The sequence below is a fragment of the Shewanella maritima genome (assembly GCF_004295345.1).
Taxonomy (GTDB): Bacteria; Pseudomonadota; Gammaproteobacteria; order Enterobacterales; family Shewanellaceae; genus Shewanella; species Shewanella maritima.
The window spans coordinates 538797-551833 of record NZ_CP036200.1; the positions used below are offsets into that span (position 1 = coordinate 538797).

Genomic DNA, 13037 nt, shown 5'->3' on the forward strand with positions numbered 1-13037 from the left:
GGAGATGTGTTAACCCAATTGACATCAAACCACTAAACCACTTGCGTTTTGATGCACGGGCATCTTTGAGGTACGACAAGCTTAAGCACCTGGGGGATTAACTCAAACCGGACCTTTTTATTTGGATAGGGCTCGCCATCTAAATTGAGGGGCAACGGCACATCAAAATCAAACTCAAGCCATGATGTTTGAAAGTGGTGACAAAAATTTGCCTCTCGCTTCATTGACTTTATTTCTTCAACCACTTGCGGCAATTCAACGGGAGAAAAACCCCGAAGCAGTGTCACATCCATCAAACCGTCATTTATATAAGCGTTGGGTGCAAGTACTTGTCCGCCGCCAGCTTGACGCCCGTTACACATGGCCCCCACGATTATCTCACCGCTATGTTGGCCAAATTCTGAATTTATCTTGCCTGGGTATGGTTTGAAGCCAAGTGCCTTTGCTAAACCAGTAAGTGTATATGCCCCACCTCCCAAGAAGTTCTTTAACTCTACTGGGGTTTCTGCTGTCACTTGAGCACCAAAACCCGCGGCAGCAATATTGACGCAATAGCGTTCGTTTGCCTTAATCACGTCAACTAAGGTAGCAGTGCCATTGATAGCTAATTCAAGCGCTTGCGTTGGTGTTGATGGTATTTCACATGCAGTCGCAAAGTCATTTGCTGTACCTAGAGGTAAAATAGCCACTTCAGGAAGCGACTCAAGATGCGATGCGTAGTTTGAGTTAAGCAGCGCTGTCACCGCTTCATTCACCGAGCCATCTCCACCACCAATAACAAGCCTCTTTGCGCCCTGCTCTATTGCCTCATCAATTAACCTAGGCATGTCTTGCGATTCCCAAGTGACGCGAACAGACACATCGATTCCCTGATCTCTGTATGCGTAAACAGCCTCGCGGATCTGTGGTAGCCCAGCTTTTTTACCATTCAAAATAAGTGTTATTGCATTTACTGCCATGATTATTACCCACTGATTTTACGCAAATTTGCACCTATATGAGCATAAACGTTTTTTGACAATTTTAATAAAATTAATGCTGTACTGAGAGCTTAGTTACTCCTCTTACCTGAAACTCACTTTTCGAGGCGTACTATTGCTAACTAAATCAAATTCGATACATCAAGATTAACTTTTAATACGCTGCCTCATTAACACTTATCTGTATAAGTACCACCTAAGCTCAACCTTTGTCACTCCATGTATATACAAAGCTAATACTACCTAACTTAATTTTATCTTAAAGCATATAGATAATAGCCCTCAGATATATATCACGCATTGAGAGGGCGACATGAAAAAGACATCAATATCAATTATTTTGGCAACCGTTATCGGTTTATCAGGCTGCGCAAGCACTGAAGGACAAACATCTAAACAAACACAAGGTGCGCAAACTGGCGCACTAATTGGTGCAGGTTTAGGTTTACTAATTGGTGCGGCGCGCGGTGAGCCTGGTGCAGGCCTAGCTGTTGGTGCTGGCGTTGGTGCTATTTCGGGTGGTCATGAAGGTTGGAAGCAAGATGAAGAAGACAACCGCACCGACAAAGTCGTCGCCGCGATTAATAGCCAAAAAGACACAACTACCCAAAATACTGATGCAGAGCACGCGAATCGCGCGTTAATGCGCCTTGTAGGTCAATGGCAATTGTCTGGTTGGGTACAAGACGAAGCTAGCAATACACTGGCTCTTGATGGTGAGCTAAGCGGCAATATAAGTGTTGCAGATAGCATTGAGCTGCGCTTTAAACAGCTATCTCTAGGCGCGGACTCGTTATCTGGCAACATATTGATTGGTAATTCAGCGCAAAATGGTGCTGACATTCTCGTTAATGTTGATGACAACCAACAAAGACTTAGCGGCGGTAAGTGGGACAACGAAACCAAAACGCTAACCTTTGAAAAAGTCGCTAGTGATCAAAGCGATGAGCGAACTGCATTTAAACTGATTATGGATTTGAGCAATCCAAACAAAATCGCCATTACCAGCTATGTTAATAACGATACCGTTGTTGAGCAGTACCAGCTAACCCGCAGCTAGCCGATAACCTTCTGTTTAAAAAAGGTATTAGCGCCCACTCATGCTTTTGCATTGGTGGGCGCTTTACTATCTTTAGCCTTACAGCAAACCTTCCACGTTTATATTTTCTAGCAACCTGCTTAAAACTCACCCACCCTTCAAACTGTGAACACCGCACAGAGTTGATTTAATTGACGACTAATTTACAATTTAAAGATACGTTATATCGTAGCAACACCCGTTCACAAGTCAGAGCGAGAATCACTCTCTTAACAATGCTGGGGTTAACAAAGCCAGGGTTAACAATCTCTGGGTTAACATTCTTTGATTAACAATGTCAGGCGTCAGTCATAAGGAAAATCTTGTATGGATCTCACAATCACAGAGCCACAAGCTGATCAACAAAATCTAGGCACAAGCACAAACGTCAATGACGAAACCTGTGGTGAAATCAATGGCGAAACTAAGGGCGAAACCAAAGACAGCGCAGCAATTGAACCTCAAGCCAAAACTCGTCAGGCTGCGATTGCAGATATTCCTAATGTGCTAACCGATATTTACCGCGAAGATACTAACATTGCCCTGTGGCAGCGCTCGCTTAGCCAGGATGTCGACACAGCAGTCGCAGAATTTGTCGCTGCGAATCCTAATTTTGAAAAGTCTGTCAGTGTGTCGCCAGATGATGTAGTTGATAAGCTCGATACATTAACAATAGGCTCAGCGCCCAAAGCTCTGGTTGATAATATCGCTGAGTTAGTTGAGATGTTTTGCTGCTTGTTCGAGCTTGAAAAAACTGGGCTTAGACTAACTGTACTCAATAAAGCCATGTGCCCAAGGTTTCATGTTGATCGCGTACCTTGTCGATTAGTCACCACGTATACGGGCAGCTGCACTGAATGGTTGCCTCACAATCAGGTTAATCGCAACAAGTTAGGTCGACTCGCTGGCGGGCAAAGTGACGCATTATCAGGGCTTTATCAATCAGCTGAGTGTATTAATCAACTTAGTTGCGGTGATGTGGCGCTAATCAAAGGTGAAGAGTGGTTAGACAATGAAGGGGCGGGATTAGTGCATCGCTCACCAGCGGTAAATGCTGGCGAACCAAGGCTATTGCTAACGTTAGATTTTGGCGCCTAGCATTTACAAGTTAAGGTTTGCACCCTAGCTCTTGGGCTTGTTTTTTGTATTCGCCTAGAAAAACAGCGCGTTAAAACAGCTGCAATGATATGCGGTTGCTCCCGTTAAACTTTGTCTGTGCGCGTATTGTTTTGTGCAATCAATACGCGCTGTTCAACACTTTTTTTACCACTAAAAATACCGGATTAAATGCCTGTTTAAAAGGCTGGGGAATGGCTACGGCTTAGTCGTCGAAATACCTGCAGTAAGATTAAAGCGCATTGCCTCTTCAAACGACCAATCCACCTCAATTAAGTCTTGCTTACGCACCAAGCTAGTCACTCCAGCCATTTGATAACTAAGCTGAAATAATACTGGCACCCAATCGCCTTCAGGCAGCGCATCAGTTAATGGTTTTGGTGTTTCATCACCCATAATAAAGCCCACTACGTAACCGCCATTAGCTTGCTTAACCAGCACAGTTTGCTGATTTTTAGGCTTATTATCCTTATTCATCAATGCGGCAATGTCGCGAATACTGCCATAAACAGATTTGAACAGCGGAAACTTCATTAACTGACGTTCTATCCACCCATATAGCCAAACAATGGGACTAACCGAAAAAAGTAAGCCAGCGATAAACACAATCAAGGCGACAAGCGTAAAACCTGCGCCAACAAACGGTGGCGTGACACTCAGACTTTCAAGTAAAAAACGCCCAAGCTCATCAAGTGAGATAAACAACGACCAAAACAGCCAAATCGACAACACCATAGGCAGTAAATTCATCAGGCCGCGGGTTAGTGTCTTTTTCATAGTTATCCTTGTTGGGGAACAGTTGGTAGAGTGCAAAGCACAGCGGCTACGCACTTGTTACTAGCACAAGCATCATAGATGTTAATTCAAAATAGCTTAAGTTGATAAACTTGATAAAGGAAGATGGTTGGCAATAAAAGCGTTAGCAATAAAAGCGTTAAAGAAACTTAACCAGATACCAGTGGCGACGAAAACGCTCCATCACTAAACCCACCATCAGCCCAACTGCGGTATTAAACAGCAAACACGCCATGGCTGTGGTGAAGATAACGGCAATACAATAAGGCTTACCATCGATAAAGCGACGCGACCAGGCAAGCTGAACGCCTGCGACAGCAAGTAATGCACCTAGCACTGCCATAGGAATAAGCGATAGTGCAGTGGCAATGGTTTCCCCCAAAATGCGGCTATCGCTAAACAGGTTACACCGAAAATAGCGGGCGCAAGATAGGTGCGCGCGCCAAAGTGATGTTGCACCGCCAAGCCACCTGCCCCATGACACATGGCTACAGCGCCAAATGGTGCCAGCAACAAGTTTGCCCAGCCAGAACTTAATGCAAAGCGTTTAGCGCTGAGTTTGTCAGGGTTGTCTTCAGGGAATTTAGCTTTTGATAACGCTGAAATCGCAATTACCGCGTTGGTTAAGGTAAGTGCTAATTGTGGCAATGCAAGCAGCAGCGCCGCCCTGCTCCAATCAGATTGTTCTGGCCAGCTTAACTGCCAGCTTTGCTCTGCAGCAAATTGAAAATTAGGTAGCATTTGCGAGTTCATTTGCCAGATGATCCCCAGCAAAATCACCATAGGCATCATTAAAAATGGCAGCGGCGTAAAACGGCTAGCAAGCAACAAACACAAGGCTGATACACCGATTAGCCACATTTCGCTGATCATCGCGCCGCCAATCCAAATCAGCTGCAGCCCTATAGCCAGTTGAATACCAATACTGATCGCTGGCGATATTTGTTTTGCTAGCCACTCAATTACGCCGCTATACGCCAACACTAACAAGGCGATACCCATGATCATGGCGCTAGCTTGTAACATGCCTGGAGAAAAACCTTCAGCAATCACAAGTGCAGAAATCACCTTCATTGGCTGCGTTGGTACCGGTCTTTTGTAAAAAAACGCACTAAAAAGAGCAAAGCAACCGAAGCCGAAAAAGATGCCTTGAGCAGAAAACTCGTTAAGCGCGATCAAGCCTAATATCAGTGGTAAAAAAGTCCCAAGATCAGCAAAAGCCCCGCCTAGCTCGCCAGACAGCTTATTAAATGATTGAAATGGGCTTGGTTGCCGAGTAGAAGCACTCTTAGCCACCGATGTACGCTCGTTTACCACAAATTTTGACCAAACTTAGTTATCACTCTTTAGTGGTAGAGGCAATTTGAGTGCCAATTTAGCAATCTAGATCTTCCTCACATTTTTTATGGTTATTAGGCGATTACCTGGTCAAAGTTGTCCACTTTCATTAACAACCCTGGGGACTGCGGGACAGTTTGACCATTAGTGAGCGCTAAATTTAGGACAAAGTAACCCATAGGGTAAAAATGAGCTGGTAGGAAAGATACTAAAGCTTAGAGTAGCGAGAGTTATAACGATGAGGCAGATGCGGTCGAAAACAAACCGAGTAATCCCAATCGATATAAACAAAAATAGCCTCAAAATTGAGGCTATTTAGTTGTATTAGTTTGGTAATAAAGCGAGGTTAACGGGCAAGCTACTCGGCTACACCGCGCTCCATTTCTTCGTATGAGGTATGACGAACGTCTTTACCTTTGACGTAATAAATAATGTACTCACAGATGTTTTTACAACGGTCACCTACACGCTCAACTGCGCGCGCTGCCCATAATACGTCAAGTACACCGGGAATTGAGCGAGGGTCTTCCATCATGTAAGTCATTAGCTGACGGATAATACCTTCGTATTCTTTATCTAGCTTGGCATCTTCTTTATGCAGCTCTAGTGCTTTTTCTGCGTCCATACGCGCCAGCGCATCTAGGGTTGCATGAAGGCCACGTGTTGCATGACGGCCCATGCTTTCAATGCTAACCAGCAGTGGCTCTTGGCTTTTTGAGCGTTTCTCAACAGCCGCTTTTGCAATACGCACACACGCATCACCAATACGCTCTAAGTCGGTAATGGTTTTAGAGATGGTAATGATTAAACGTAAGTCGCTTGCTGCTGGCTGACGCTTAGCAATAATACGAGTACATTCTTCGTCAATTGCCACTTCCATACCGTTAACCTTGTGGTCGCCCTCGATAACTGCTTTTGCAAGCTCAGCATCTAAACCGGCTAATGCATCAAGTGCTTGTTCAAGTTGACGCTCAACTAGGCCCCCCATGGCCAACACGCGGTTACGAATATCTTCAAGCTCAGTATTGAACTGTCCAGAGATATGCTTATTTGTATTTAAATTTTCCATAAAATTTGTACCTTAAAACTGTGCTCAATCGTTAATCTGGTTAATATCCTGCAGCTCTAAACTCCAGTGAAGTGTCTTCAATGGAGTGAGTATCTAACGCAATTAACCGTAACGACCTGTAATGTAATCTTCAGTTTTACGCTTTTGAGGCGTGGTAAAGATGGTGTTGGTGTCAGCATATTCAACCAACTCACCCATGTACATAAACGCGGTTTGATCCGATACACGCGCTGCCTGTTGCATGTTGTGAGTTACGATAACAACCGTGTATTTCTCTTTAAGATCAGAGATTAGCTCTTCAATCGTCAGCGTCGAGATTGGGTCAAGTGCTGATGTTGGTTCATCGAGCAATAGTACTTCTGGCTCAATGGCAATGGCACGTGCAATCACGAGACGTTGCTGCTGACCACCCGACAAACCAAATGCGTTGTCGTGTAGACGGTCTTTTACTTCATCCCAAATTGCAGCGCCGCGCAGTGAACGCTCTGCTGCTTCATCTAACTCACGACGGTTGTTCACACCTTGCAGGCGCAAACCATAAACCACATTCTCATAAATTGATTTAGGGAAAGGGTTTGGACGCTGAAACACCATACCTACGTTACGACGTAGGTTAGCCACATTGATGTTCTTGTCGTTAATGTTTTGACCGTGAAGCAAGATTTCACCATCAATCTTACAGCTATCAACTAGGTCGTTCATGCGGTTGATACAACGTAGTAGCGTTGATTTACCACAACCAGATGGACCAATGAACGCAGTTACTTGCTTTTTAGGGATCTTCATCGACACGTCAAACAGTGCCTGTTTTTCACCATAACGTAGGTTAAGGTTGCGGATCTCTAATGCGGTATCCTGTGCTGGCAGGTTAGCCAGATCAACTGTTTCAGTTTGCATTGCAGTTCTATCTATCGAAATCATTTAATTTATCCTCAGGATATCGCTAATTAGTGTTCTAGCGAACGGAATTTTTCACGTAAATGGTTGCGCACGCTAATTGCGGTTAAGTTCAGCGCAACAATAACCGAAACAAGCAAGAATGATGTCGCATAAACTAGCGGTCTTGCTGCTTCAACGTTCGGGCTTTGGAAGCCTACGTCATAAATATGGAAACCAAGGTGCATGAACTTACGCTCTAAGTGAACAAACGGGAAGTTCATATCAATTGGCAAAGTTGGTGCAAGCTTTACTACACCCACTAGCATGAGAGGCGCAACCTCACCTGCTGCACGCGCTACAGCCAGAATCAAACCTGTCATAATCGCAGGACTCGCCATTGGGATAACAATGCGCCATAGGGTTTCAGCTTTTGTAGCACCTAGTGCCAAGCTGCCTTGACGCACTGCACTAGGAATACGGCTTAGGCCTTCCTCGGTTGATACAATCACAACTGGCAATGTCAAAATGGCTAGAGTCAGTGCAGACCAAATCACACCCGGTGAGCCAAAGGTTGGCGCCGGCAGTGCTTCTGGGTAGAACAATTGGTCAATTGAGCCACCAAGCATGTAGACGAAGAAACCAAGACCAAATACACCGTAAACGATTGATGGTACACCCGCTAAGTTAATTACCGCGATACGGATCATCTTAGTGATTGGGCCTTTCTTAGCGTATTCGTGTAGGTAGATTGCCGCGATAACACCAAATGGGGTAACGATTACCGCCATTAGCATCACCATGAATACGGTACCAAAGATAGCTGGGAATACCCCGCCCTCAGTGTTTGCTTCACGCGGGTCATCGTTAATAAAGCGGCCTAAGCCGACAAACCAGTGACCGACTTTACTTATAAAGCCCATACGGTTGACGTAGCTAACTTCAAGTACAGAATCTAGCTTGATGGTGACTTCTTCACCGCGCATGTCGCGGATAACCACTGCGTCACGCGCAGCTTGGTCGCGCAGATCAAACAGTTGCTTTTCTAGTACCAGATAATCATCGTTAAGCTTTTTCGCTTGTGCTGCAAAGTCTGCTTTAGCAGCATCAGTTAACTTACCGTCTAGTTCGAACTTACGCTCTTTAAGACGCAGACGCTCTAAGTCATAGTTAATTGAGCCAATGTCACTCTTTTGCAGCGTTAGAGCCTGGTCAGATAAATCAACCGCGCGCTCGATGTGATCATGCAGCGGCTGCTCAATATTCGACTCGTTAAGGTCTAAACGTTTGCCATCTTCAATTAGCGCAACTGGATAACCGTAAAAGTTACCGTTTTTAGTACGCTCTACCTTGGCGATGCCTTCAGGCTTAGCACGGCTAACGATGTCTGTTTCTAAAATCCAACGGAAATCTAGGCCAACAAACTCACGGTTACCTGTTTTTACTAGGTAACGGTTAACAAACTCACCCGGATGCTCGTTAAACTTGTGACCAGCTGCAATTAAGCGCTCAGTTGGTACTTGCTCACGGTCATAAACTTCACCGATTAGGGTGCTTTTTACGCCATTGCTATCTTCTAATTCCCACTGGTATACATCAGCCGGCCAGAAGTAACTTAAACCACGTGATGCAATTAGCAGTAATAAGCCAATGACGGCAATCAAACTGATACTAACCGCACCACCAGTCATCCAAATCCATGGGGATCCTGATTTAAACCACTTACCCATTGTATAAACCTCTCAAGACCAATGGCGAAATGTTAATGTGTAATCTCATTTTCTTATCCTAAAGTGAGCTGTAACGGTCACGTAGACGCTGACGTACAACCTCAGCAATGGTGTTGAAGAAGAAAGTAAATACGAACAGCACGAATGCCGCGAGGAACAGCACGCGGTAGTGCGAGCTACCAATAGCCGATTCAGGCATTTCAACAGCAATGTTTGCAGCCAACGTACGCATACCTTCAAACACACTCCACTCAAGGATGGCGGTGTTACCGGTTGCCATCAGTACAATCATGGTTTCACCTACTGCGCGGCCAAGTCCCATCATCACTGCCGAGAAGATACCTGGGCTTGCTGTTAGCAGTACCACACGTGTTAGGGTTTGCCAGTTAGTTGCGCCAAGTGCCAAGCTACCATTTGATAAATGGCGTGGTACCGAGAAAATCGCATCTTCAGCAATCGAGAAAATCGTTGGAATAACCGCAAAGCCCATCGCAATACCCACAACTAACGCGTTACGTTGGTCAAAGGTAATACCTAAATCGTTGGTGATGAACTGACGGGTATCACCATCAAATAGCCATAGCTCAACGCTTGGGCTAATGGTAAATGAGAACCAACCGATGAATGCGATTACAGGAACTAGCATTAGCTCTTGATACGTTTCAGGTAAACGCTGCTTCCAAGAGTCCGGCATGCTATACCAGGCAAATGCCGTAAGTAGAATTGAGAACGGCAGCATCACCAGCAAGATAGCAATACCCGGTAGGTGATCTTCAATTAACGGTGCTAACCAAAGACCTGCTAAGAAACCTAGAATTACCGTTGGCAGTGCTTCCATGATTTCAATCGTTGGTTTAACTACATTACGTACTGCTGGGCTCATAAAGTAAGCCGTGTAAATTGCACCAGCAATGGCTAGTGGCACAGCAAATAGCATGGCGTACATCGCTGCCTTCATGGTACCGAACGCCAGTGGCATTAAGCTGAGTTTAGCTTCAAAGTCGTCAGAGCCAGAAGTTGACTGCCATACATATTGCGGCTCTGGGTAACCTTCGTACCACACTTTTTGCCACAATGCGCTCCAAGATACTTCAGGGTGGGTGTTATCCACCGCAAATAAATGCAGCTTGTTACCAGCATCAACCACTAAACCATTTGAGCGAGGGCTAAAGCCCATTGCTTTAGCACCGGCAATGTTAAAGCGCTCTTCAAGTAAATTACGCTCACTGGTGGTGTAAAGCAGGGTTAAGTCGCCTTCATCACTTAGCACAGCAAAGCTCTTACGGTAAAACTCAGTCGTCATCACGCTAACTGGCTTAACACCTTCAAAGTCGCGGATTTTTTGGTAAAGACGACCTTTTTCACTATTTACCTGGAAGTATTGACTGATGTAGCCACTGTCATAACTCACGAGGATTGAGCTTGCACCAGGCAGTAAATCAAGGCCGCTCACCTTGGCGTTGCCTTCTTTCACGTCCAATACTTGCAGAAGTTCGATTTCATCGGCGTAACGAATGTCGTAAATAAAGATTTTATTATTGGTCGACATCATTAGCTGACGATGATCTGGCGTCATGGTTACCTGACTAACTGATTCAGGCGCATCAGCAATTACAGCTTCAACGGCAACCCACTCGACTTCTTCAGTCATCATGTTCTCTTCGCCTTCTTGACGGTTCAAACGCCATTGGCCTGAATCATCTTGATAAGCAAAGCTCATCATGTCGTCGCTGTAATCGAAAATCAGATTGTGGATACCACCATCAGGGTTAACCACAAATGGCTCGCTGCCTAGTAGCTGACGTATCTTAGGAGTGATAACACGTTGGTTGTCCGGGTAGGTTACGCCAAACTCAATCCCTATGACTTGCACTTCACCGTTGCTTAAACCCAGTGCAAAACGTTGTTCAGCTGGCTCAGAAGCTGCGCTGCTGGTTACAGTTACACCTGGCGCTAACTCTGGCTCGTGTGAGCTAATTAGCTGTTTGGTAGTAGCTGAGTAAAAATTAACAACACCGCTAGTTGAAACACGATAAAGCACTTCATTTTGCTCATCGCTACCAACCATTAACGCTGTAGACTCATCCTTGCTCAATTCAATCTGAGTTACGGGTGTAACACTGGCGCCATCGAAGATGGGCTTAATCACATAAAGCAGGTAGAAGAAGATCAATAAAAGCGCCACAAATACCATTGTGCCGCCGATTGTTACTCCAATTTGTGCTGCTTTATCCTTAATTGCTCTGCGACTTGAATAACCATCTATCAATAGATTGTTTTTCGCCGAACCAGGCTGTGTTACCTGACTTTCCATTAAGAACCTCTAATTAATATTCGTTTGCACTGTCGCTATTCGTGTGAACTAAGCGCTTTGAAACTTAACTTTACTGTGTTACCAATAACTATTTATGACAATGAGTTATCGCGTTATCGGTAGACACGATTTTAAGTGGCGAGAATTATATGACGCAAAGATGACAGTATTGTTACAAACAATGAAATATTGGCAAAGGATGAATAGAATATGATGCGATACCTAATCACACTGCAAGCCCCTGATAGAAAAGGATTAGTTGAACAGATTGCCAATTTAATTAGTCGCCATAACGGCAACTGGCTAGACTCAGAAATGCGTCACATTGAAGGCTTCTTTGCAGCAATATTACAAATCGAAGTGCCAGCGGAGCATATTGACGACCTCATTGAAGGCCTAGAATGTATAGAAGGTTTGTCGTTTACCCACGCAAAAGCACAGAAAGTAAGCGAGCCAGATCACACTTTACGCTATCAACTTGTGGCTAATGACCGCCCGGGCATCGTGCTGCAAATCTCTAATCAGCTCAATAGCATAGGGATTAATATCGAAAAGTTCAGCAGTCAATTTGAGTCGGCAAGTCACACAGGTATTCCCCTATTTAAGGCAAGCTTTGGTATTAGTAGCGCCAAAGCGCTTGATGAAGAACAAATCGAGCAGGCCTTATATACTCTAGGTGATGATGTGCTGCTGGATAAATTGAGTTAAGGCGCTTTACTCTCATTGCGCACATTTTGCTATTTATAGAATCGACTGCCCTTGCAGTCGATTTTTCGTTTTTACGCTCTCAATCGCCTCCGGCGATTAAAATACGAACAATCAAGTTTATTAGCAGATTACCTCTATCTGAATTACTAATGCTGTTCCTTGTCTATCAGTGCTATCATTCTGGCAAAATATAAAAACTGGAACGCAAAATGTTAGGCACACTATCCAAACTAAAAACCAGCTTAGATGAGCAAAATGAAGTGCAATATCAACTGCCTGTTGGTGATGAGCTACTTGCACTTAACCCGTATATTGGCAAAAGCCTTACCTTAAAACACACGGGCAATATTTATTGTTGTAGCTGCGGCAAGAAAACCAAGAAAAGTTACTCCCAGGGCCACTGTTATGTATGCATGCAAAAACTCGCCAGCTGCGATATGTGCATAATGAAGCCTGAAACTTGCCATTATGATCAAGGTACCTGCCGCGAGCCTGAGTGGGCGCAAGACCACTGTTTTGTGCCACACTATGTGTATCTGTCAAACACCTCAGGCATCAAAGTCGGTATTACCCGCCATAGCCAAATCCCAACCCGCTGGATTGACCAAGGCGCAACACAAGGTCTACCGATTTTTAAGGTCTCAACCCGTAAATTATCTGGTCTTATCGAGATTGAACTCGCCAAGTTCATCAATGATAAAACCCACTGGCAAGCCATGCTTAAAGGCCATAATGATGATGTTGATTTGGTCGCAAAAGCTACGGAGTTAATTCCGTTAATTGAAGATAAACTGCAAGCACTAGCCGCGGAACATGGCGATATGCAAATTGAACGTTTAGATGAGAACATTCAAGCCATTGCTTACCCTATCAGCGAGTTCCCAACCAAGGTGAAATCTCACAATTTTGATAAAGTACCAGAAGTTACGGGGATATTAAAAGGTATTAAAGGTCAGTACCTTATCTTTGATACTGGCGTAATTAACATCCGTAAGTTCGGCTCATACGAGGTTGAAGTTAATCCGTGATTTTG

General features: G+C 44.6%; 10 protein-coding genes and 1 pseudogene. 4 read left to right on the forward strand and 7 right to left on the reverse strand.

Annotated elements, in window-relative coordinates; translation table 11 throughout:
• Positions 1–32: 32 nt before the first annotated feature.
• Positions 33–959 (reverse strand): lipid kinase YegS, encoded by a 927-nt coding sequence (yegS, locus tag EXU30_RS02310; RefSeq protein ID WP_130597628.1) that lies wholly within the window; start codon positions 957–959, stop codon positions 33–35.
• A gap of 334 nt (positions 960–1293) precedes the next feature.
• On the opposite strand from yegS, the gene EXU30_RS02315 reads away from it, so the two are divergent.
• Both EXU30_RS02315 and EXU30_RS02320 read left to right on the forward strand, forming a co-directional pair.
• Complete coding sequence (locus tag EXU30_RS02315; RefSeq protein ID WP_130597629.1) at positions 1294–2040, forward strand: glycine zipper domain-containing protein; 747 nt, start codon at positions 1294–1296, stop codon at positions 2038–2040.
• A 345-nt stretch (positions 2041–2385) separates the two neighbouring features.
• Positions 2386–3156 (forward strand): DUF1826 domain-containing protein, encoded by a 771-nt coding sequence (locus EXU30_RS02320; RefSeq protein ID WP_130597630.1) that lies wholly within the window; start codon positions 2386–2388, stop codon positions 3154–3156.
• A gap of 216 nt (positions 3157–3372) precedes the next feature.
• On the opposite strand, the gene EXU30_RS02325 is transcribed toward EXU30_RS02320, so the two are convergent.
• The 6 genes and pseudogenes from EXU30_RS02325 to EXU30_RS02350 form a co-directional block, all read right to left on the reverse strand.
• Positions 3373–3951 carry a DUF502 domain-containing protein gene (locus EXU30_RS02325; protein ID WP_130597631.1) on the reverse strand — a complete coding sequence of 193 codons (579 nt, stop codon included), beginning with the start codon at positions 3949–3951 and terminating at the stop codon, positions 3373–3375.
• A gap of 157 nt (positions 3952–4108) precedes the next feature.
• Positions 4109–5265 (reverse strand): annotated as a pseudogene (locus tag EXU30_RS02330) (putative sulfate/molybdate transporter).
• 400 nt (positions 5266–5665) lie between these two features.
• Positions 5666–6376 (reverse strand): phosphate signaling complex protein PhoU, encoded by a 711-nt coding sequence (phoU, locus tag EXU30_RS02335; protein WP_130597632.1) that lies wholly within the window; start codon positions 6374–6376, stop codon positions 5666–5668.
• A gap of 102 nt (positions 6377–6478) precedes the next feature.
• Positions 6479–7297 (reverse strand): phosphate ABC transporter ATP-binding protein PstB, encoded by an 819-nt coding sequence (gene pstB / locus EXU30_RS02340; RefSeq protein WP_130597633.1) that lies wholly within the window; start codon positions 7295–7297, stop codon positions 6479–6481.
• A gap of 26 nt (positions 7298–7323) precedes the next feature.
• A complete protein-coding gene (gene pstA / locus EXU30_RS02345) occupies positions 7324–8982 on the reverse strand; it encodes a phosphate ABC transporter permease PstA (protein WP_130597634.1) in 1659 nt (552 codons plus the stop codon).
• A gap of 58 nt (positions 8983–9040) precedes the next feature.
• A complete protein-coding gene (locus tag EXU30_RS02350) occupies positions 9041–11296 on the reverse strand; it encodes an ABC transporter permease subunit (protein WP_130597635.1) in 2256 nt (751 codons plus the stop codon).
• 210 nt (positions 11297–11506) lie between these two features.
• Between EXU30_RS02350 and EXU30_RS02355 the strand changes: the two genes are divergently transcribed.
• Both EXU30_RS02355 and EXU30_RS02360 read left to right on the forward strand, forming a co-directional pair.
• Positions 11507–12004: a glycine cleavage system transcriptional repressor gene (locus tag EXU30_RS02355; RefSeq protein ID WP_130597636.1), complete on the forward strand. Its 498-nt coding sequence runs from the start codon at positions 11507–11509 to the stop codon at positions 12002–12004.
• 209 nt (positions 12005–12213) lie between these two features.
• Positions 12214–13032, forward strand: coding sequence for a DUF2797 domain-containing protein (locus EXU30_RS02360; RefSeq protein ID WP_130597637.1), 819 nt, complete (start codon positions 12214–12216; stop codon positions 13030–13032).
• Positions 13033–13037: the final 5 nt, after the last annotated feature.